Annotated in this window: 21 protein-coding genes; 3 read left to right on the top strand and 18 right to left on the bottom strand. The window is 66.4% G+C overall.

Annotation, left to right across the window (positions count from 1 at the left end):
• Positions 1 to 35: 35 nt before the first annotated feature.
• The gene (locus QM659_RS06900; protein WP_415187858.1) at positions 36 to 416 is read right to left on the bottom strand and encodes a PRC-barrel domain-containing protein; all 381 of its coding nucleotides are present in this window, start codon (positions 414 to 416) and stop codon (positions 36 to 38) included.
• 161 nt (positions 417 to 577) lie between these two features.
• Between QM659_RS06900 and QM659_RS06895 the strand changes: the two genes are divergently transcribed.
• The 3 genes from QM659_RS06895 to QM659_RS06885 all read left to right on the top strand — a co-directional run bounded on the left by QM659_RS06895 (position 578) and on the right by QM659_RS06885 (position 3,120).
• Complete coding sequence (locus tag QM659_RS06895) at positions 578 to 778, top strand: CsbD family protein (RefSeq protein ID WP_181952108.1); 201 nt, start codon at positions 578 to 580, stop codon at positions 776 to 778.
• A gap of 190 nt (positions 779 to 968) precedes the next feature.
• Positions 969 to 2,423, top strand: a complete 1,455-nt coding sequence (gene cysG, locus QM659_RS06890) for a siroheme synthase CysG (protein WP_415187857.1) — start codon at positions 969 to 971, stop codon at positions 2,421 to 2,423.
• A gap of 115 nt (positions 2,424 to 2,538) precedes the next feature.
• Positions 2,539 to 3,120 carry a DUF3365 domain-containing protein gene (locus QM659_RS06885; RefSeq protein ID WP_415187856.1) on the top strand — a complete coding sequence of 194 codons (582 nt, stop codon included), beginning with the start codon at positions 2,539 to 2,541 and terminating at the stop codon, positions 3,118 to 3,120.
• A 104-nt stretch (positions 3,121 to 3,224) separates the two neighbouring features.
• On the opposite strand, the gene hypF is transcribed toward QM659_RS06885, so the two are convergent.
• From hypF to QM659_RS06800, 17 genes are all read right to left on the bottom strand, one after another.
• Positions 3,225 to 5,639, bottom strand: coding sequence for a carbamoyltransferase HypF (gene hypF, locus QM659_RS06880; protein ID WP_415187855.1), 2,415 nt, complete (start codon positions 5,637 to 5,639; stop codon positions 3,225 to 3,227).
• 2 nt (positions 5,640 to 5,641) lie between these two features.
• Entirely contained in the window at positions 5,642 to 7,087 is a 1,446-nt protein-coding gene (locus QM659_RS06875; protein WP_415187854.1) for a nickel-dependent hydrogenase large subunit, read from the bottom strand.
• Positions 7,084 to 8,148 carry a hydrogenase small subunit gene (locus QM659_RS06870; RefSeq protein WP_415187853.1) on the bottom strand — a complete coding sequence of 355 codons (1,065 nt, stop codon included), beginning with the start codon at positions 8,146 to 8,148 and terminating at the stop codon, positions 7,084 to 7,086. Before QM659_RS06870 ends, QM659_RS06875 begins: the two co-directional genes overlap by 4 nt.
• On the bottom strand, positions 8,138 to 9,517 hold the full coding sequence (locus QM659_RS06865) for a sensor histidine kinase (RefSeq protein WP_415187852.1): 1,380 nt from the start codon (positions 9,515 to 9,517) through the stop codon (positions 8,138 to 8,140). The genes QM659_RS06870 and QM659_RS06865 overlap by 11 nt, the downstream gene beginning before the upstream one ends.
• 41 nt (positions 9,518 to 9,558) lie before the next feature.
• Positions 9,559 to 11,061, bottom strand: coding sequence for a sigma-54-dependent transcriptional regulator (locus QM659_RS06860; RefSeq protein ID WP_303486754.1), 1,503 nt, complete (start codon positions 11,059 to 11,061; stop codon positions 9,559 to 9,561).
• Positions 11,062 to 11,119: 58 nt separating this feature from the next.
• The gene (hypE, locus tag QM659_RS06855; protein ID WP_415187851.1) at positions 11,120 to 12,169 is read right to left on the bottom strand and encodes a hydrogenase expression/formation protein HypE; all 1,050 of its coding nucleotides are present in this window, start codon (positions 12,167 to 12,169) and stop codon (positions 11,120 to 11,122) included.
• Positions 12,170 to 12,233: 64 nt separating this feature from the next.
• Entirely contained in the window at positions 12,234 to 13,346 is a 1,113-nt protein-coding gene (gene hypD / locus QM659_RS06850) for a hydrogenase formation protein HypD (RefSeq protein WP_415187850.1), read from the bottom strand.
• On the bottom strand, positions 13,343 to 13,597 hold the full coding sequence (locus QM659_RS06845) for a HypC/HybG/HupF family hydrogenase formation chaperone (protein ID WP_127075874.1): 255 nt from the start codon (positions 13,595 to 13,597) through the stop codon (positions 13,343 to 13,345). The genes hypD and QM659_RS06845 overlap by 4 nt, the downstream gene beginning before the upstream one ends.
• A 4-nt stretch (positions 13,598 to 13,601) precedes the next feature.
• Positions 13,602 to 14,657, bottom strand: coding sequence for a hydrogenase nickel incorporation protein HypB (hypB, locus tag QM659_RS06840; protein ID WP_415187849.1), 1,056 nt, complete (start codon positions 14,655 to 14,657; stop codon positions 13,602 to 13,604).
• A complete protein-coding gene (gene hypA, locus QM659_RS06835) occupies positions 14,657 to 14,998 on the bottom strand; it encodes a hydrogenase maturation nickel metallochaperone HypA (protein WP_164729816.1) in 342 nt (113 codons plus the stop codon). The genes hypB and hypA overlap by 1 nt, the downstream gene beginning before the upstream one ends.
• Positions 14,998 to 16,182, bottom strand: coding sequence for a nickel-dependent hydrogenase large subunit (locus tag QM659_RS06830; RefSeq protein WP_415187848.1), 1,185 nt, complete (start codon positions 16,180 to 16,182; stop codon positions 14,998 to 15,000). The genes hypA and QM659_RS06830 overlap by 1 nt, the downstream gene beginning before the upstream one ends.
• A complete protein-coding gene (gene hybE / locus QM659_RS06825; RefSeq protein WP_415187847.1) occupies positions 16,179 to 16,727 on the bottom strand; it encodes a [NiFe]-hydrogenase assembly chaperone HybE in 549 nt (182 codons plus the stop codon). Before hybE ends, QM659_RS06830 begins: the two co-directional genes overlap by 4 nt.
• Positions 16,720 to 16,950 carry a rubredoxin gene (locus QM659_RS06820; RefSeq protein ID WP_127075878.1) on the bottom strand — a complete coding sequence of 77 codons (231 nt, stop codon included), beginning with the start codon at positions 16,948 to 16,950 and terminating at the stop codon, positions 16,720 to 16,722. The genes hybE and QM659_RS06820 overlap by 8 nt, the downstream gene beginning before the upstream one ends.
• Complete coding sequence (locus QM659_RS06815) at positions 16,947 to 17,789, bottom strand: hydrogenase expression/formation C-terminal domain-containing protein (protein ID WP_415187846.1); 843 nt, start codon at positions 17,787 to 17,789, stop codon at positions 16,947 to 16,949. Before QM659_RS06815 ends, QM659_RS06820 begins: the two co-directional genes overlap by 4 nt.
• Positions 17,786 to 18,238, bottom strand: coding sequence for a hydrogenase-1 expression HyaE (locus tag QM659_RS06810; protein ID WP_415187845.1), 453 nt, complete (start codon positions 18,236 to 18,238; stop codon positions 17,786 to 17,788). The genes QM659_RS06815 and QM659_RS06810 overlap by 4 nt, the downstream gene beginning before the upstream one ends.
• Positions 18,238 to 18,567 (bottom strand): HypC/HybG/HupF family hydrogenase formation chaperone, encoded by a 330-nt coding sequence (locus tag QM659_RS06805; RefSeq protein WP_303486738.1) that lies wholly within the window; start codon positions 18,565 to 18,567, stop codon positions 18,238 to 18,240. The genes QM659_RS06810 and QM659_RS06805 overlap by 1 nt, the downstream gene beginning before the upstream one ends.
• Positions 18,567 to 19,214: a HyaD/HybD family hydrogenase maturation endopeptidase gene (locus QM659_RS06800; protein ID WP_415187844.1), complete on the bottom strand. Its 648-nt coding sequence runs from the start codon at positions 19,212 to 19,214 to the stop codon at positions 18,567 to 18,569. Before QM659_RS06800 ends, QM659_RS06805 begins: the two co-directional genes overlap by 1 nt.
• Between the last annotated feature and the right edge of the window lie 163 nt (positions 19,215 to 19,377).

Below are 19,377 nucleotides of genomic sequence, written 5' to 3'. Positions count from 1 at the left end.
ACCGGAGCGTGAGCCGCTCCGGTATTCGCTTATCTTCACCGATTGATCGACGGGTTCGACCAGTAAGGCTGCACGGTGTAATGCTCGTGCGTGCGGCTTTCCCAGTCCGCGCTCGCGAAGCTGTCGTCGTCGAGCGGCGGCGAGTTTTCGAGCTGTTCCTTCGTTATGTCGGTGCGGAAAGCGTCGAGATCCGCATCGTAGCTCAGCGCCGACCACGGGATGGGGCGCTCGCTCCGTCCGATGCCAAGAAATCCGCCGAAGTCCACGACGGCATAGGCGACACGTCCGCCCACGCAATCGATCATGATTTCCTCGATGGTTCCGATCCGCTCATCGTCGCTGCCGTAGACATAAGCGCCTTCGACATCGTCGCTCGAAATCAGCTTCCGGCCGGGCTTTATCGTGTCTGTTGACATGTTCAGTCCTCCTTCGCGCGAAACAAGGCCCGGGCGGTCTCGTTCCCTTACCGGCGCTTCGGCAGCAAATACGCCAAAGCTCGGTCCAAGGTTTCAACCGTCGCCTGGAACTTTCCCCGCAGGAAATCGTTCACCTCTTCAGTCAAACGGAGGACATATCCATGAATTGGGATCAGATCTCTGGGAACTGGAAACAGTTCGAGGGTAAGGTGCAACAGCAATGGGGCAAGCTTACCGACGACGACCTGACCGAAGCCAAGGGCGATGCCAAAGTACTCGCCGGCAAAATTCAGGAGCGTTATGGCGTAACCAAGGAGGAAGCGGAGCGTCAGGTCGACGAGTGGCATCGTTCGCTTCACTGACACGCTTTTGCTTTGGCGGCTTGAGCCGCACCGAACAAGGCTCGCCTCGCGCGGGCCTTTTCGTGTTTCGCGGGGCGGGGGCGAACTGCCAGGACGGCCGAATCCTCACGTTGTATGGCACGGCATCATTTTTCCCGCGCAAAACCGCGCGCGATGGGTTAGCCCTACAGCCCAAAAAGTGAGCCGACCCGTGGAACAGCTTCCCATCTTCTTCCAACTCAAGGGCAAAAACGTTGCCGTCTCCGGTGGCGGCGCGCCCGCAGCCCGACGCGCGGAGCTTGCCCTTCGCGCGGGCGCGCGCGTCAGCGTCTTCGCCACCCATCTGAGCGACGATTTTCGCGCCCTCCTTGACGATCCTCATTTCAGGCATGAGACGCGGGCCCCGTCGCCCGGCGACATGGCGGGCCTCGCACTTGCCTTCGCCGCGACCGGCGACCGGACCCAAGACGAGGCGATGGCCGCGCTCGCAGGTGCTGCGCGCGTGCCCGTCAACGTCGCCGACACGCCCGAGCTTTGCGACTTCATCATGCCCGCCATCGTCGACCGCGATCCGCTTGTGATTGCCATTTCGACCGGCGGCGCGTCGCCCATCTTCGCGCGCATGATCCGCGCACGGCTTGAAAGCACAATCCCCGCCGCCTATGGCCGCCTTGTCGCGCTCGTCGGCTCATATCGCGACCGCCTCGGAGAGCGGCTTTCGGACCTTTCGCAACGCCGCCGCTTCTGGGAAAGGGCGCTCGAAGGCCGCGTGGCCGACCGCTTTCTTGCCGGGCGCGAGGATGAAGCGCGAGCCGAACTCGAAAACGCGCTCGATGCGGCCGACGACACGGCGCTTGCGAAGGGCGAAGTCTATCTCGTGGGGGCAGGGCCGGGCGATCCGGACCTTCTGACCTTCCGCGCGCTCCGCCTCATGCAGCGGGCCGACGTCGTGCTCTACGACCGACTGCTGCCGCCCGGCATTCTGAATCTCGTGCGCCGCGAGGCCGAGCATATCTATGTCGGCAAGGAGCCGGACAGACACGCCGTCACGCAGGAGGAAATTTCCGCGAAGCTCGTGCAACTCGCGAAGGAGGGCAAGCGCGTGCTGCGCCTCAAGGGCGGCGATCCCTTCATGTTCGGGCGAGGCGGGGAGGAGATCGAGGCGCTGGCTGCGGCGGGCATTCCGGTGCAGGTTGTGCCGGGCGTCACCTCGGCGGCGGGCTGCGCGGCCTATGCGGGCATTCCGCTGACGCATCGCGATCACGCGCAGGCCTGCGTGTTCGTGACGGGGCACGCGCGAAGCGGCGGCGGCTTGAGCCTCGGCTGGGAAGCGCTCGTGCAGCCGCATCAGACCGTCGTCATCTTCATGGGGCTTGGCCAGCTTGAATCCCTGATGAAACAGTTCGTCGCGCATGGCGGCGACCCCGCGCTTCCCGCCGCCATCGTGGAGAACGGTACGCGGCCAAATCAGCGCGTCGTTGTGGGCACGGTCGAGACCATCGCCGGAGCGGCTGCGAGCGAGGGCATTCGCGGCCCGGCGCTCGTCATTCTCGGCACCGTCGTCACCTTGCGCGACAGGCTCGTCAGTCCGGGCGAAACGGCGCGCGACGACCCGGGTACATTCGCAAATGCGCAAGTACGGGAATCGCTGTTGCCTCCTCTTTAGCCGGTATTCTTTTTGCGGTCTTCCGCTGTTCGCGAGCATGATATATGCGTATCAGCGAATATATTGGCATGCGATACCGCCTTGAGGGCGGCAGCGGCAAAATCGGAGGGGCATCATGATTTTTCGGATCGGCGCGATCACGATCTGCACGGCGATTCTCGGCGTCGCGGCGGCTGACGCGGGAGAAACGGCAACTCCCGAGGCTCTTGCATCCGAAGCGCGGGGCATCGTCGGCCGCTTCGCCGACAGGCTGAAGGGCGAACTCGTCGGCGCGATGAAGGCCGGCGGCCCCGTCGCCGCCATCGGCGTCTGCAACACCGCCGCGCCCGCGATTGCCTCCGAGGCGTCGGCTGGCGGGTGGATCGTGCGGCGCACTTCGCTCAAGCTGCGCAATTCAGCCACCGCGCCCGACGCGTGGGAGACCGAAACGCTCGCCCGTTTTGAAGCCGCGAAAGCGGGCGGTGCCGATCCGGCGAAGCTCGAACGCGCCGAAATCCTGGAAAGCGATGGAGCACGCCGCTTCCGCTATATGAAGGCGATTCCGACGGCGGCAGAGCCTTGCCTTGCATGCCACGGGACGAACCTTGCCGAGCCCGTCAAGGCGAAGCTTGCGGAACTTTATCCCGACGACAAGGCGACGGGCTACAGCGCGGGCGACATCCGGGGGGCTTTCACGCTGTCGAAGCCCTTGCCGTAATTCCCGAGCCGCCCTGACTCGGTTCGACCGATCGCACGGACATCCGTAAGGCGGAAATGCCACGCGGAAGAAGGCTCCCGCCGTCAGGTCGAACCAACCGAAAGCTACCCGCGCGCGGCGGCGACGACAGCCTGCCCGAGCGAAATAGCGCCGTCTCCCGCCGGGAACAGGGCAGGGGCGAGCACCTCGAAATCGCAGGCAAGCCGCGCTGACACCCGTTCGAGCAGCAGGCGATTGTGAAACACCCCGCCGCACAGGACGATGGTGACGCAGCCCTCTCGACGGGCGAGGCGGCGACCGGCATCAGCCAGCGTTTCGGCGAGGACAATGTGGAAACGCGCCGCAACGATTGCGGGCGCGACGCCCTTCTCCAGATCGGCGAGGACGGCACGCCACAGAACGGACCAGCCGAGGCGCATCGGCGCGTTCGAGGTGTTTCCTCCGCCCGTCGGGAACGGCGAGACGATGGGGCGCGCTCCCGGGGCGCCTTCTGCGGTCATCGGGTCGGAGTGCGGGTCGCCCCACGCTTCGACCGCTCCCAGGTCGGCGATTGCCGTCGCCGCGAGCGCCTCCAGCTCCACTGCCGCCTGCCCCTCATAGGTAAGCTCGTCGAAACAGAGTCCGAGGGCGGCGGCCACGGCGTCGAACAATCGACCGGCCGACGAAGCCGGTGGAGCGTTCAAACCGCGCGCCATCATTTGCAGCGCAGGCGCGACGGGCTTCGCGGCGAGGCGGCGCAGGATCGGAATGTCGTGCTGGCTCTTCGATACCTCGTTCCAGCCGAGCGCGACGTGCAGATGCGCGAGGAGGTTACGCCATGGCTCGCGCATGGCCTTCGCTCCGCCGATGAGCGGCACGGGCGCGAAGCCTGCAACGCGGCGGCAGGCGCGATAATCCGCTACGAGAAACTCGCCGCCCCAAAGTTCGCCGCCATCGCCCATGCCGAGGCCGTCCAGCGCGATACCGAGCACGGGCGGCGCGTCGAGAGGCACGCCCCGTTCCGCCATCGCCGCCGCAACATGGGCGTGGTGATGCAGCACCCGCGTGATCGGCAACCCGCGCTCCGCGGTCAGGACGTCGCCAAATTGCGTCGCGTGGTAATCGGGATGCGCGTCCACGGCTACGATATCCGGCGCGAAACGGAACAGCCGCTCGAAAAGCGCGAGGTTCGCACGGTAATCGGCGTGCGTGGCGGCATTTTCAAGATCCCCGATATGCTGCGAAACGACGGCCCGACCGTTGCTTGCAAGGCAGAAGGTGGATTTCAGCTCGGCGCCCATGGCAAGCACGGCGGGCGCGCGCCCGAACCCCGGTGGCAGCGAAAGCGGCGCGGGCGCGAGCCCTCGCGCGCGGCGTATGGTGCGGACGCGACCCGCCGCCAGCCGCACCACGCTGTCGTCGAGCCGGTTCACGATGTCCCGGTCGTGCATGAGAAAAGCGTCGGCGATGCTGGCCAATTGCCTGCGCGCCTCATCGTTCGCGACGCATTGCGGCTCGTCGCTGACGTTGCCGGAGGTCAGCACGACCGGTCCGGGCACATCGTCCATCAAAAGGTGATGCAGCGGCGTGTATGGGAGCATGAAGCCGAGCGTCGTCTGGCCAGGCGCGATACCGGAGGCGAGCGGCGGCGCGTCGGTGCGGCGGCGCAGGAGTACGATGGGCGCGGCAGGGCTTTCGAGCGCGACGCGCTCAGGCGGCGCCATGGTGGCGTAACGTTCGATCGTCGCGACATCGCGCGTCATGAGCGCGAGGGGCTTGCCGCTCCGTCGCTTGCGTGCCCTGAGCCGAGCGACCGCGTCCTCATTCGCCGCATCGCAGGCGAGGTGAAAGCCGCCGATCCCCTTGATCGCCACGATGCGCCCGTCGCGGATGAGCCGCGCGGTGGCCTCGATCTCGTCGCGCGCATCTGCGAGCGGAAGCGCCGCCCCGTCCGCGCCTTCGAGCCGCAGCTTCGGCCCGCAGACGGGGCAGGCGTTCGGCTGCGCATGGAAGCGCCGGTCGGCGGGATCTTCATATTCGGCGCGGCAGGCCGGGCACATCTCGAACGCCGCCATGCTCGTCGTCGCGCGGTCGTAAGGGATCGCGCGTACGATGGACAGGCGCGGCCCGCAATGCGTGCAATTGGTGAAGGCGTAGCGGTAACGGCGATTTTCGGGATCGCGGATGTCGGCGAGGCAGGCGGGGCAGGTGGCGGCGTCGGGCACGATGCCGGTCGTGACGTCGCCCGCGCCGCTCTCGACGATGCGAAAGCCGTCCGGCGCGCAGCCGCTCAGCGGCGCGGTCTCGATGCGCTCGATGCGGGCGAGTGGCGGCGCGCGGTCGGCAATCGCGGCAAGCAGCGCGTCGAGCGCCGTGCGCGGTCCGAAGGCGTGGATCAGCACGCCCTCCGCGTCGTTCGACACATCGCCCCGAAGGCCCAATTCGCGCGCGATCCGCCACACATGCGGACGGAAGCCCACGCCTTGGACAAGACCGCGCACACGGATCGAGATGCCTTCGATGTCCTCCGCCTCCGCCATGGTCAGTGCACCGTGCAGACCATGCAGGGGTCGAAGGCGCGCACGATATGCTGCACGGCGATGGGCGTCGCCTCACCCGGCCGCACCGGCGCGCCGACAAGCGCCGCCTCGCATGCGCCCGGCTGACCGCTTCCGTCGCGCGGCGAGAAGTTCCACGTCGTCGGCGCGATGATCTGGTAGTTGAAGATGCGGCCCTTGCGGATGTCGAGCCAGTGGCCGAGGCTTCCGCGCGCCGCTTCGATCATGCCCGTGCCGCGCGCGTCGTCGGGCATCGGCGCGGTGACGCAGAACGGGTCGTCGGGACGGACCGCCGCCGTCCAGCGCTCCAGCAGGAGAACGAGGCGGGCCACCTCGACGGCGCGGGCAATCACGCGGTTGCGCGCATTACTTCCCGAACGTGTGGACAGGCTCGTGACAAGGGGTTGTCCGTCGACGAGCTGGCGGGCGAAGGCTCCCGTTTCGGCCACGCGGCCTGCAAGACGCGGAGCCTTGCACCAGCTATAGGCGTCGGCCGCGTCGGCGTCGGGCAGCGTGAGCCCGCGCGATGGCGGGCGCGGGCCTTCCGCCGCGCGCACCATCCACGCGCGGGCATGATCTTCCGCGATATCCTCTTCGCGGAGCGGGCCGGTCGCGCCGCCGTCCCAGACGCCGCGCGCGAAGGCCGGTCGGCTGTCGAGCGGATAGGCGCCAAAGCTGAGATAGAGGCCGGGGCCGGGGCCGAGCCTCTCAAGACCGGCATGGCGCGAGAAGGCGAGGAAGGCGCGGAGATCGCCGCCGCTCGCATCCGCCTCCCACGCGTCGAGCGCGTCGGCGCTGTCGAGGGCGGCAACCGCTTCCAGCGCATCGCCGTAGAATGTCGCTTCGAGAAAGCGGCGAAGCCCCGCGATGTAGCCTGAAAGCCGCGTCTGCTCCGCCCGCCCGATGGCGCGCGTCGTGCCGCCCGGTTGCAGGCCGAGCGTGTGCGGCCAGTGCCCCGCGAGCAGACCCATGATCCGCAGGAACGCCGCGCGCGCCGGCAGAAACTCCCGCTGCGCATCCCCGCCCATCGCCTGAAAGCGCGCCGCCGCCTTCGCCCATGGCTCGCCTGCGTAAATCCCGCGCGCGAAATCCGGCATGAAGAACAGATAGAAATGCGTGAGGTGATCCGCGATGTTCTCGGCGGCGAGGACGATGTTTTGCAGATGCGCGCCGTTTTCGGGCGGCCTCAGTCCTTGCGCGTTTGCGAGCGCCGCCGCTGCCGCAATCGACTGCGATACCGAGCATATGCCGCAGATGCGCGGCACATAGACGAGCGCGTCGGCGGGCGCCTTGCCGACAAGGATCTGCTCGAACCCGCGATAGAGCGGAGAATTCACGTAAGCCGCCGCGATGCGCCCGTCCTCCACGTCGAGGCGGATTTCGAGGTCGCCCTCCACGCGATTGAACGGCCCTGCGACGAGGCGTGTCATTTGGGTTTCCCCGACGCCTTGCCGGGCGGGACAGCGATGCGCTCCGCGAGCGCGTTCCTGCGCAGCCGTTCCGGCGTAGCGGCCTTGGCGAGCGAGGCCAACGCCACGAACCATGCCTTCGGCATGTCGGTCGGCAGGCCCACGGGAATGCCGCCGCGCTTGGGTGTTTCGAGGAAGGGCGCCTCGCGTTCGCCGAACCGGGGTTCGGTGCAGCCGATGCACGGATAGCCGCCGCGGATGCAGGAACCCTCGCCGTTCCATGCCCGCATGTTGCAGTCGCCGTGAACCTGCGTGCCGATGCAGCCCATATGCTCCATCAGGCAGCCGAGCTGCCCCGGCTCCTTCGCGCTTGCCTTGTATTCGTAGAATTCGTTGCGGGTGCAGCCGTGATGGACGAGGTGATCGGCGTAGAAACGCGGGCGCCCGAATGCGTCGAGGTCGGATGCGCCGAGCGTGCCGTGGCCGAGTTGCACGAGCGTTTCAACGATCCAGCCCGGATGGGTAGGGCATCCGGCGATGCTGATCGGCGGGAGGCCGGAGCGCGAGCGGAAGGCCGGGCCGAGAAGGCCGCCCGGCTCCGCGCCGTCGAAGGCGAGGCCGCACGCCTCGGTGACGTTGTCTCCCGCCGCCGAAACGCCGCCAAAAGCCGTGCACGAGCCGATGGCGACGACATGGCGGGCGATGGGCGCAAGCTCCTCCACAAGCCGCATCACGGGCTTGCCGGTGCCGGGCTGAAGATGAAAGCGTCCCGTGCCGGAAGGCCCGCGCAGGATCGCGCCTTCGACGCAGAGGATGTCGAGCGGCTGGCGGCCTGCGAGGATCCCGGCGATGAGCGCGTGATGGTCTTCGCCCGAGGCTTCGCAGAGCGAAGGATGGGCAAGCACATCGATGCGGCCAAGGTCGAGCGCCGCGAACAGGTCCGGACTGTCGGCGTTGAGAAGCGACATGGAGCAGCCGCCGCATCCGCCGGATTGCAGCCAGAGCAGGGTATGGCGAGCGGGCTCATCCGCTGCCTCCCGGGCGGCGATCCCTGATGCATCGGGCGGCAAATCACCCGGCATGCCGTACTCCTTTCGGCAAGGTCAGCGTGAACACAGCGCCGCCGCCTTCGTGGTTGGCGGCCGCGAGGCTTCCCCCGAAATCCTGCGCCAGCCCGAAGCTCAGATAAAGGCCGAGGCCGAGCCCCTTCCCGACGGGCTTCGTCGTGAAAAACGGCTCGAACAGCTTTTGCATGCCGTCTGGCGCGATGCCGGGACCGTGGTCGCGGACGCGAAGCACGACGACGTTGCCATCCTCTGTCGCGTCGATCTCGATCACCGGATGCGGATCGCCGTCCATCGCGTCGAGCGCGTTCTGAATGAGGTTGACGAGGATCTGATGGATTGCCCCGCGCGGCGCATGCACTGTCAGCCCCTCAGGCACCCGGATCGCCACCTCCTGACGCGAGCGCGCGATTTTCACCACCCAGTTCGCCGCCGTCTGCACCACGCGCGCAAGCTCGAAATCCTCCGGCGCTTCCGCCTGATTCGCCGAAAAGCGCCGCAGATCCTGCACGATCTCGCTTGCGCGCGTCGCGCCTTCCAGCGTGCCGTCGAGCAGCGGCTCGATGTCGGCGAGGATGCGGTCGATCTTGAGATCCTTGCGCAGCGCCGCAAGCGCATCGCCGGAAAGCCCCGCGTTCATCGCTTCGAGATAGGCGCGGATGCGCATTCCGTATTTCTTAAGCGCATGCATGTTCGCGAAGACGAAACTGATCGGATTGTTGAGTTCGTGCGCGACACCCGCGACGAGACGGCCGAGCGCTGCCATCTTCTCCGAAAAGATGAGGTGTTGCTGGGCTTCCTGAAGCTCTCGATGGGCGATGTTGAGCGATTTATAGGCGCGGCGCAGTTCGCCGAGCGGGCGGCCCACCACGACGACGCCCGCGAAGCGGCCCTTGTGGTCGAAGCGCGCCGAGCAGTTCATGGCGAAGGGCCACGGCGCGCCCGCCGCGTCGCGCAGGGACAGTTCGCAATCCGTCACCGCGCCGTCCTCGCGGGCACGGGCCAGCATGTCGTCCACGAGGCCGGCGCTTTCGGCCGCGAACAGCGATGCGAAAGGCTCTCCGGCGAGACTCGCCTCGCGACGCCCGGTGACGGCTTCGAGGGCGCGGTTCACACGCGCGATGCGATTGCCCCGGTCGCACACGGCGAGCACATCGGCCATGGAGGCGAATACGCTCGCCATGAGCGCCTGCGCCTCTTCAAGAGCAGCGTTCTTGGCTTCTAGCTCGACCTGATTTTCAACAAGCTCGGCATAGACCGCATCCATCTTCTGGATGACTTCGATCCACGCGTCCTCGCCTGCCTCGCCGTCGCCGAGCGCTCCCGTCACCCCGGCCCGCACAACGAGGCTGCGGCTGTCTTCAGGGCGCTCGGGTTGTCTCAGCATCGGCTGTCTTCCTCATGCGCGTGTCTTGGGCGCGCGGATGCTCAGGCCCGCTTCTTGGCGGGCTCCAGCGGCAGCGCCTCGATCTTTTCGAGGCCGTAGCGTTCGAGCTTGGCGCGAAGGCCCACGCGCGACAGGCCAAGTTCCTTCGCCGCGCGGCTCTTGTTCCAGCGGTGCCGGATGAGGCTTTCCTTCAAAATCTGGGCCTCGACCGACTCGATGCGCTCGCGCAGCGTGCCTTCGAGACCGGCGAGCGAAAGATCGACGCCCGCGAAATCGAGCTTCGCAGGCGAGGGGCAGGCCGCGGCCTGCTGCACCCGCCGGGACAGGTGCTCTGCGCCGATCACGCCGCCCTGCGGCCCCATGATCAGCGCGTGCTGGATTTCGTTCTGAAGCTCGCGGACATTGCCGGGCCATGAGTACGCCTTGAGGCATGCCACCGCTTCCGGCGACAAGCCCTTGACGCACTTGCCGAGCTGCTTCTGTGCCTTGTCGAGGAGCGCGCGCGCGATCGGCGGGATGTCCATCAGGCGCTCGCGCAGGGGCGGAAGGTGAATCGTGACCGGCGCAAGACGGTAATACAGATCTTCGCGGAAGCGGCCCGCCTGCACCTCGGCTTCAAGGTCGCGGTTCGTGGCGGCGATGACGCGCACGTCGATGTTGCGGGTCTTCTGCCCGCCGACGGGACGGATTTCGCCCTCCTGAAGCACGCGCAGCAGCTTCGCCTGAAGGCGCGGCGACACTTCACCGATCTCGTCGAGGAAGACCGTGCCGCCGTCGGCGCGCTGGAAAAGGCCGATATGGTCTTCGACCGCGCCGGTGAAGGCGCCGCGCTTGTGGCCGAAAAGTTCGCTTTCGAGGAGTTCATCGGGCAACGCCGCGCAGTTTTCGACCACGAACGGCTTGTTCCAGCGAAGGCTCTTGTAATGAAGGGCGCGCGCGATGAGTTCCTTGCCGGTGCCCGATTCCCCGGTAATCATCACCGACACGTCGAAGGGCGCGACGCGGCGCATGCGGTCGCAGACGTCGTTCATCGGGCTCGACTTTTCCCGAACGATGCCGTCGTCGCCCGCGTAAAGCTCGCGCAGGTCCGCACGGCGCGTGGCGACGACCCGCTCCGCCCGGGTGGAGGACATTCTCAGTTCGACGGCCAGAAGCTCGTTTTCGCGCTGGAGCTTGTAAAGCCGCGCGGCGTTCTTGAGGGTGAGGGTGAGGCTGTCGGGTTGCCAGGGCTTCGTCACGTATTGATAGATGCCCGCCTCGTTGATGCCCTGAATGATGTCGTCCGCGTGGGTGTAGCCCGAAATGATCATGCGCACGACGTCTGGCCAGCGCTCCCGCACGTTTTTCAGAAATTCGACGCCCGAAATGTCCGGCATCCGCTGATCGCACAGCACCACCTGAATAGCCTCGTCGGCGAGGATGGCTTCGGCTTCGCGCGCGCTTGTCGCTTTCTTGACGTCGAAATCGTCTTCGAGGATGCGTTCGAGGGCCTCGACGCTGCGAACTTCGTCGTCGATCACGAGCACGGGCGGAAGCGCGGTCATGGCGCTCTCCGGGAGGCGCTTTGACACAAAAAGGGCAGATGACGAGGACAGTCTTGCATCAGCATATCCTTGGGAGTGGATCGCCCGCGAGCCAATCTACCATGCGGTTTCCGCCGAACCTCGTACGCATTTGGACGAAGGCGTGAGGGTCGTGCGTGACCTCGCCGATGATGGCGGCGTCGCGCGCGAGGGGATGCGCGCGCATGACAGCAAGCAAGAGCTGTGCCTTTTCCGGTGGCGCGATGGCGATCAGCTTGCCCTCGTTCGCGATGTAGAGCGGGTCGAGGCCGAGAAGTTCGCACGCGGCCGAGACATCGGGCTTGATCGGGATCGCGGCCTCGTCGAGGTGAATGCCCACGCCCGATTGCTGCGCGATTTCGTTCAGCGTCGCGCCGAGGCCGCCACGCGTGGGGTCGCGGAGCACGCGGATGCCGGGCACGGCTCCGACCATGTCCGCGACGAGCGTATGAAGCGCGGCGCTGTCGGAGAGGATTTCCGTCTCGAAGGTAAGGTTCTCGCGCTTGGACAGCACAGCGATGCCGTGATCGCCGATGCTGCCCGAAAGCAGCACCATATCGCCGGTAAGGGCGCGGTCGCCCGAAATCTCGACGCCATCGGGCACAATGCCGATGCCGGTCGTCGTGATGAAGACGCCGTCGCCCTTGCCCTTTTCGACCACCTTCGTGTCGCCGGTGATGATGGGCACGCCCGCCGCGCGGCTCGCTTGCGCCATGCTGGCGACGATGCGGTCGAGATCGGCCAGGGGAGAGCCCTCCTCAAGCACGAACGCAGCCGAAAGATAGAGCGGGCGCGCGCCCGCCATCGCCACATCGTTGATCGTGCCGTGAACGGCGAGTGAGCCGATGTCGCCGCCGGGAAAGAACAGCGGCGCGATAACATGCGCATCGGTCGTCATCACCATGCGGCCCGCCGCGACCGGAAATGCCGCCTGATCGTTGCCTTGCGCCAGAAGCGGGTTGTCGAGGTGGCGGCGAAAAAGCGTGCGTATCAGCTCGGCGGTGGCGCGGCCGCCCGCGCCGTGGATCATCTCCACCGCGCCCGTCAGCTTGCCTTCGCGCGCGCCGAACCGCGCCTCGATCACGCTCATCGAATGGCGCTCCGCTGTTTCGTCAAGGCTCGGCCCGCCCCGGAGGGACGTTGAAAAAACGAGGTCATGCGGCCTCCCGCCGGAAACGGCCATAGGTCCAGTAAGCGGCGCAGGCACCTTCGGACGATACCATGCACGAGCCGACCGGGCTGTCGGGCGTGCAGCCCTTGCCGAACAGCTTGCAGTCGACGGGCTTCTTCGCGCCGCGCAGGATTTCCGCGCATTCGCAGGACTTTGCGTCCGGCGCGGAGCGCGTGACGATGGAAAAACGCTTCTCCGCGTCGAATGCGGCGTAAGCGTCGCGGATCTTCAGGGCGCTGTCGGGGACCGCGCCGAGCCCGCGCCACTCGAAGCTCTCGCGGCGCTCGAAAACCTCGTCCACGATTGCGCGCGCCTTCAGGTTCCCGTCGCGCGTGACGACGCGAATATACTGGTTTTCGACCTCGGTGCGCCCCTCGTTCAGCTGACGGATCGCCATGAGCGCGGCCTGCATCACGTCGAGCGGCTCGAAGCCCGCGATCACGACGGGGCGGCGGAAGGTCTCGGTGAAATATTCATAAGGGCGGCTGCCGATCACCGAACTCACATGCGAGGGGCCGATGAAGGCGTCGACATCGACGGCGGCCGCGGTGAGCAAATGATTGAGCGCGGCGGGCGTCAGCACGTGATTGCAGAAGACGGAGAAGTTTTTCAGCCCCTCGACCCTGGCGGTGCGCAGCGCCACGGCGGTCGGCGGCGTGGTCGTCTCGAAGCCGATGGCGAAGAACACGACCTCGCGGCCGGGATTGTCGCGCGCGATGCGAAGCGCGTCGTCGACCGAGTAAACCATGCGCACATCCGCGCCTTCCGCCTTCGCCTTGAGCAGGCTCCACCGCTTCGACGCGGGTACGCGCAGCATGTCGCCATAGGAACAGAGGATGACGCCATGCTCCTCGGCCAGTTCCAGCGCGTTGTCGATGCGCCCGATGGGGAGCACGCAGACGGGGCAGCCGGGGCCGTGCACGAAGCCGACATTTTCCGGCATCAGATCCTGCACGCCGTAGCGAAAGATCGCGTGCGTATGGCCGCCGCAGAATTCCATGATGGAATAGCGCCGCGCCGGGTTTGCCTCGCGCGCGATTGCGGCGGCGAGACCCTTCGCCAGCGCTTCGTCGCGGAACTCGTCGACGAACTTCATCGCGCGGCCTCCCCGAATTCGGCGATTTCCGCGTCGAGGCCGGCTTCGCGCATCATGGCGATCGTGCGCGCGGCTTCGTCCGGCGAAACCTTGTGCAGCGCGTAGCCGACATGGACGAGCACGAACTCGCCCGGCTTCGCGTTCTCGATCAGCGCGATGGAGATCTCCTTGCGCACGGGGCCCAGCGCGACGACGGCTGTCTCGGCGGCGTCATTCACGGACACGATTTCAGCGGGGATGGCGAGACACACCGGATCATGCTCCCGGCGCTTCGAGGCCGGTCAGCGCGAGCGTGCGCTGCGCGCGCAGCCAGTCCGCCCAGGCGTCCATGCCTTCGCCTGTCTTTGCCGAAACACGCAGGATCCTGATGCGCGGATTGATGGCGCGCGCGTTGGCGGCCAGCGCGTCGGCGTCGAAATCGAGATGGGGAAGCAGGTCGACCTTGGTGATGAGCATCAGATGCGACGTGCGGAACATATCGGGATATTTCAGCGGCTTGTCCTCGCCCTCGGTGACGGAGCAGAGCACGACGCGCGCTTCCTCGCCCAGGTCGAACATCGCGGGGCAGACGAGATTGCCGACATTCTCGATGAACAGCACCGCGCCTTTACCGAGCGCTAGGTTCTCGGCGGCGTGGCCCGTCATGTGCGCATCGAGATGGCAGCCCTTGCCGGTGTTGATCTGGATCGCGGGCGCGCCGGTCGCGCGGATGCGCTCGGCGTCGTTCGTCGTCTGCTGGTCGCCTTCGATGACCGCAACGGGGACATCCGCCTTGAGCCGTTCGATGGTTGCGACGAGAAGCGTCGTCTTGCCGGAGCCGGGCGACGAGACGAGGTTCAGGGCAAGGACGCCGTCGCGGGCGAAACGGGCGCGGTTTTCCCGCGCGAACGCGTCGTTCTTCGACAGCACATCCTGCTCGATCTTCACCACGCGCGCCTTGTGGTCATGCTCGTGAGAGTGCGAATGCACGTGTTCATGATGATGATCATCGCCGCCATGGCTGTGGGCGTGGCTGTGGTGGTGGCCGTGTCCATGGTCGTGGTGATCGCCATCGCCATGCTCTTCACCCTCGCCGTGCTGGTGATCGTGGTAATGATGATGCGTATGCGGGTGAGAGTGCGTCACCCCGTCTTCGTGGGTGTGTTCGTGGGCATGGTCATGGGCGTGGTCGTGTTGGTGAGGACCGTCATGATCGTGATCATGCGCGTGATCGTGGTCCCGCGCGTCGCCGTGTCGTCCACCGTGCGCCGCGTTTACGGACGCCGCTTCGATCTTCGTTTCGCCGTCTCCGCATCCGCACGTCCCACACATCAGTCGACCTCCAGCTCTCTTATTCTTAGTTCGTCGCCGCCCGTGATCTGCACCTGATAGCTGCCGCAATTCGGGCAGGCTCCGCTACGCTCCTTTATGATGACGCTTTCGCCGCAGGCGAAACACCACGCCGCCGCTGTTGTCTCCACGATATCGAGCGTGGCGTTTTCTGCGATGGTGCCGCGCGTTGCCGCGTCGAAGCAGAAACGCAGCGCCTGCGGTTCGACGGTGGCGAGCGGCCCGACTTCCAGCCGCACGACGCGGACGCGGGAATAATGCTGCGCCGCGGCCTGCTCTTCGAGAATACGCACCACTCCTTGCGCCAACGCCATCTCGTGCATCAGTGCACTCTCACTTCATAGCCCACGCAAGGGTCGACGGCGGTCACAAAAAGGCGAGCGATTCTAGCGACATCGTGAGCGTCGCCGCGCGCGATGCGGGCAAGGCCCCGCGCCGCAGCGCCCTCGGGGTGGAAGTTCCATTCGGTGGGCGCAAGAATACGGTAGCGGGAAACCTTGCCGCCGGCGAGTTCCACGGCATGCACGAGGCGGCCGCGCGCGGCTTCGACCTGCGACAGGCCGACGCCGGGCATCGCTTCGCTTCGCGAGGGCTCCGCGATCTCGGGGCCGTTGAGCCTCGCCACCGTCTCGCGCAGACGCTTCGGCACGTTCGCGAGTTCGACGAGGCACGCCGCGAGCCGTGCGCCAAGGCCGAAGCCTTCGCTCGTTTCCAGCGCGCGGATCAGCGGATGATCGATCGAGCGGGCAAGCGGCGATGTCTCGCGCGGCACGCCTTCCCAGTCCGGCGCGGCAACGAAGTGGGCTCGGTTGTCGTCGAAAAGCCTTGCGGCGAGGCGGTCGCGGTCGAAAGAGGGGAGGGGCGAGACGGGCGCAGCACCCGCGTCGAGCAAGCCATCTGTCGCGATCTGATCGAACAGGCGCTGGGCGATGGTATGTCGAGGGGCGGCCCAATTGATGAGATCGTCCTTCGTTTCTCGCGCACGCCAGATCCGCAGCGGCTCGGCGAAGATAGCGCGTTCGAGGAGCGCTTCGCAGGCCGCTATGTCATTCTCGACGGCGTCGCTCTCATAGACGAACGTTCCGCCGAAGCGGAGCGCCGCGCGCGCCTCGTCGAGATGGCGCGCGAGGTCGCGTTCCGCCTGCATGGCGGCGCGAAGCTCGTTGGCGGGGGGAGGCTGCGGAGCATCCAGGAACTGCGACCAGTCCATGAGTATGCGAAGCGTATGCTCGCGCGCGGCTTCCGCAAGCACGCGCATCTCGCGCACGCGGCTCGTGGTCGGCGGCACCGCGATCCCGCGTGCTTCCTCAAGGGCCTTTGCGGCGGCGACAGACTGCGCCGCCTTGCACGTCGCGTACAGAAGCGCGACCGTCTGCGCGATTTCGCTCGGGCTGTGGCCTGTGAACTGGCGTGTGATGGAAAGCGGGCGACTGGATTCGATGCGCACGCAGTGACCGAGCGGCGCGCGGGGATAGATGTCGATTTCGATCCGGCCTTCGGCCGTCATGCCGCGTCTCCTTTCGTAGAGCCCTCGCTCGAACGGTCACCGTTCTCCGATGAGCGGCCGAAAATGAGACCTCGCCGCGAAAGCTGGGGCTTGCGGCGTGACGCTTCCGCGTCGGGATGATGCCCGCTGTCGAGCAGCGCAGCCAGCGCCGCTTCGGCGGCGATCAGCGCGGCCTTCTGGTCTTCGAACTGCGTGACCGGCGAGAACAGCGAGCACATGCGATAGGGGCCAAGTCCTGCCTCGCCGCCCGCGATGAACTCGAACGTGCCGGCTGGCAGCGCGTGGGATATTTTCGCGCCGCTCGGCGACTCGGCCCAGCTTTTGGCGTCATCGGCGGTCTTCGGCAGCAGCATGGCGTTGATGAACCAGGGCGTGACAAGCACCGCGAGCCACAGGCCGCCCACCTCGCTCGGGCCGACTGCGGCGACGGCCAGCCGCGGGTTCAACAGCGGCACGTCCGCCATGCGCGTGGCATGAATGCGCGAAAAGACGGTTTCGAGACGCTGCGCAATCTCCGCCGCCTCGACCGCATGCGCCTCACTCATCGCCCGCTCCCAGCAGCAAGAACTTCTCCTTCGGCGCGTCGCAGACCGGGCACGACCACTGCGCGGGCAGCGCGGCGAACGGCGTGCCGGGCGGGATCTGCCATTCCTCGCAGCCTTCGGCGGGGTCGTAGACGTGCCAGCAAATGCCGCATTCAAGCCGGGCGTCATCGCCGAGCTTCGTCACATCGCCGCCGAAAGAGCCTGCGAAGAAATGATCCTTCACCGGTAAACCCCCAGAATTTCCGCGAGACGGTCCGCACTGTCTTCGAGATCCTCGCGTGCGGCGCAAGCCACATCGGGCACGCGGCAGACCTCGATGGTGTTGAGGATCAGGATTTCGCGCGAATTGAAGTAGCGCACCCACCATGCGTTCCTGACGCCGGTGGACGAGATGCGGCAGTTGCCATAGCCGCGCGACAGGATGGTAACCGCGCCCTGCCCGAGCCGGGCGTCGAGATAGGCGAGATCGCCGTCGCTGACGGGCAGCAGCGAAAGGTTGATGGCGTGGGTCGGTGTGCCGGGAGCGAAGGCCGCGAGCTTGTCGACGAGTTCGGCGGCGATTGCGGGCGCGTTCATGAGGTCGTCTTCGGCGACCGTTTCGATTGCGTGCAGGCTCGGTGCGCCGCCATCCTGCGCGGCGGCAAGAACCGACAGCGGGAATTCGCCCACCTCGATGGCGTCGGCGATCAGCGCGCCATCGTTGCCGACGACATGGATGCGCCAGACGCCCGCCAGCACCGATTCCTGCGCCTGTACATGCGCGCCTGCAACAATGCTCACCTCGCCTTCGCCGAGCATCTGATCGACAAAGGCGCGGTTTTCGGCGTCGAGGTCGAGAAGATCGACGGTGATCGACGCGCCGGGAGCAGGCGCAGCCCGAAGCGCTGCGAGCGCCTCGTCGAGTTTTTCGAGCGCGGGCGCGTGGGCGGCCGCCACATCCGGCTCAGGGATCTGCGGCATGGAGAAGGTTGCCATGCCCTTCGGCAGTTCCATGAAGGCGAGTTCTCCGTCCTCGTCGTCGGGCTGGCTGCCGGGGCCTGCGAGCGGGCGCGGGATGCTCATTCGGAATGGTCCTCCGCGAGGGGCGCGCTGCCGTTCGCGGCAGGCACGCAATGGTCCGGGAATTTGTAAGGGGGTGGGGCGGACGGGTCGCTCGCCAGGATCGCGCGAATCTCCGCGATGTAGTCGGGCCAGTTCAGAACGCGCGTGATGGCGCCGAGATATCCGTCGCCGCGCAGGAAGACGAGGGCAGGGAACGCATTGAAGCGAAACCGAAGTTGCAGCGCGCGTTCGGCCGATTTCTCCACGAGCGCGGGGGCGACATGGGGAAAGCTCTTCAGAAGTTCCGGGAGGATGACGGCAACGTCGGCGCTTTCGACAAGCCGGTCGGTGTCGCCCGGAAAGAACAGCACGCTGTCGGCGTGAACGGCGAGAAACGCGTCGAGCGTGGCTTCGGTGACGGTAGCGAAGCCGTGGCGGGCGGGAAGCGCTTCGATGAGGGGCGAAGTCATCAGGCCGCGTCCTCCGGCCCGGGTTTGCGAAGGTGCTCGGGGAGCTGCGGCTCCCGCCCGATGAGGTCGGCGAACAGGTGATCGATGGAGGTTTCGCCCTGCATGACGAGCGCGAGCGCTTTCAGCGCGTCTGCTGTCTGGCGGGCATGCTCTTCGCTGATGACCTCGCGCGCGGCGTCGAGGAAAGTCAGCACCCATGTGCCTTCGGGCTGTTCGCCCACGAGGATCATGTCGATCTCGCGAAGCTCGGCGCCAGCGTTACCCTCGGCGCGGCAGAGCGCGAAGCGGTCTTTCGGCTGGACGACCTGCATGGGAATGCCGACGCACATCAGAGCTGGCCCTCCCGGTCGGCCGCAACCCTTGCGGCTGCCATGGCAAGCACGCGGTCGTCTCCTACGCGGCAGGCGTCGTCCTCGCCGGGGCGTTCCTCTTCGTAGCGGGACAGTACCATGCGTTCGCAAGCAATGGTATCGGTCTCGCGCAAGGGCGTTTCGCGGCGCTGCGCCTCGATGCCGAAGCGCGCGAGATAAGCGAGTGCGTGATCGATTGCCGCCGGGATCCGTGCCTTCACCTCTTCGCGCAGGCTGCCGCCATAGTCTTCCAGTTCCACGGGCTGAACCCCGATCAGAAACAGGTGCTTCGGCAGCTTGCCCAGAAGGTCGGCGGTGGCGAGCACTTCCTGAAAACCCGTCTGGTGGAGGCTCATTTTCTTGGCCCCGAGAAATTGCGGGACGTCATCGTTTTCCGCGAGTTTCAGAGTGGCGGGCGGCAGGCCGTAATCCACCGCGTCGAACACGACGAGAATGTTGGTGCCGGTGATGTGATCGAGGAGATAAAGCCCTTGCGTGCCGCCATCGAGGAGCCGGACATCTTCCGGGAACGCGTATTCGCGGTTCAGCGCTTCGACCGCGCGAACCCCGAAACCTTCATCGGCCCACAAAAGGTTGCCGATGCCGAGAACCAGCACCCTTGCCATGTTGCTCCTTAGATTTATCCTCGTTCTTAGCGGATGAGGGGTGCGTCAGCAAGCTTCAGGCCAAATTGCCGCGCTGCTGCGGCGTTTTATACTCTTTGCGGCGGAAGCAAAGGGCGGCCTGCTCCAGGCGGCGCCGGTCATTCCGTAAAAATACAGAAAACGC

The organism is Rhodomicrobium sp., from assembly GCF_047605405.1.
Taxonomy (GTDB): domain Bacteria; phylum Pseudomonadota; class Alphaproteobacteria; order Rhizobiales; family Rhodomicrobiaceae; genus Rhodomicrobium; species Rhodomicrobium lacus.
The sequence above is the reverse complement of the archived record's forward strand: the minus strand, read 5'-3'. Positions and strand labels throughout refer to the sequence as shown.

Bases quoted from the DNA above. Each gene is read 5' to 3' on its own strand.
- QM659_RS06885 (WP_415187856.1), top strand. From the start codon at position 2,539: ATGATTTTTCGGATCGGCGCGATCACGATCTGCACGGCGATTCTCGGC.
- hypD (WP_415187850.1), bottom strand. From the start codon at position 13,346: ATGAAGTTCGTCGACGAGTTCCGCGACGAAGCGCTGGCGAAGGGTCTC.
- hypF (WP_415187855.1), bottom strand. From the start codon at position 5,639: ATGGCGGAGGCGGAGGACATCGAAGGCATCTCGATCCGTGTGCGCGGT.
- hybE (WP_415187847.1), bottom strand. From the start codon at position 16,727: ATGAGTGAGGCGCATGCGGTCGAGGCGGCGGAGATTGCGCAGCGTCTC.
- QM659_RS06830 (WP_415187848.1), bottom strand. From the start codon at position 16,182: ATGACGGCCGAAGGCCGGATCGAAATCGACATCTATCCCCGCGCGCCG.
- QM659_RS06810 (WP_415187845.1), bottom strand. From the start codon at position 18,238: ATGACTTCGCCCCTCATCGAAGCGCTTCCCGCCCGCCACGGCTTCGCT.
- QM659_RS06815 (WP_415187846.1), bottom strand. From the start codon at position 17,789: ATGAGCATCCCGCGCCCGCTCGCAGGCCCCGGCAGCCAGCCCGACGAC.
- QM659_RS06900 (WP_415187858.1), bottom strand. From the start codon at position 416: ATGTCAACAGACACGATAAAGCCCGGCCGGAAGCTGATTTCGAGCGAC.
- QM659_RS06895 (WP_181952108.1), top strand. From the start codon at position 578: ATGAATTGGGATCAGATCTCTGGGAACTGGAAACAGTTCGAGGGTAAG.
- hypE (WP_415187851.1), bottom strand. From the start codon at position 12,169: ATGAGCGTGATCGAGGCGCGGTTCGGCGCGCGCGAAGGCAAGCTGACG.
- hypA (WP_164729816.1), bottom strand. From the start codon at position 14,998: ATGCACGAGATGGCGTTGGCGCAAGGAGTGGTGCGTATTCTCGAAGAG.
- QM659_RS06805 (WP_303486738.1), bottom strand. From the start codon at position 18,567: ATGTGCGTCGGCATTCCCATGCAGGTCGTCCAGCCGAAAGACCGCTTC.
- QM659_RS06870 (WP_415187853.1), bottom strand. From the start codon at position 8,148: ATGCCGGGTGATTTGCCGCCCGATGCATCAGGGATCGCCGCCCGGGAG.
- QM659_RS06860 (WP_303486754.1), bottom strand. From the start codon at position 11,061: ATGACCGCGCTTCCGCCCGTGCTCGTGATCGACGACGAAGTTCGCAGC.
- QM659_RS06800 (WP_415187844.1), bottom strand. From the start codon at position 19,214: ATGGCAAGGGTGCTGGTTCTCGGCATCGGCAACCTTTTGTGGGCCGAT.
- hypB (WP_415187849.1), bottom strand. From the start codon at position 14,657: ATGTGTGGGACGTGCGGATGCGGAGACGGCGAAACGAAGATCGAAGCG.
- QM659_RS06865 (WP_415187852.1), bottom strand. From the start codon at position 9,517: ATGCTGAGACAACCCGAGCGCCCTGAAGACAGCCGCAGCCTCGTTGTG.
- QM659_RS06875 (WP_415187854.1), bottom strand. From the start codon at position 7,087: ATGACACGCCTCGTCGCAGGGCCGTTCAATCGCGTGGAGGGCGACCTC.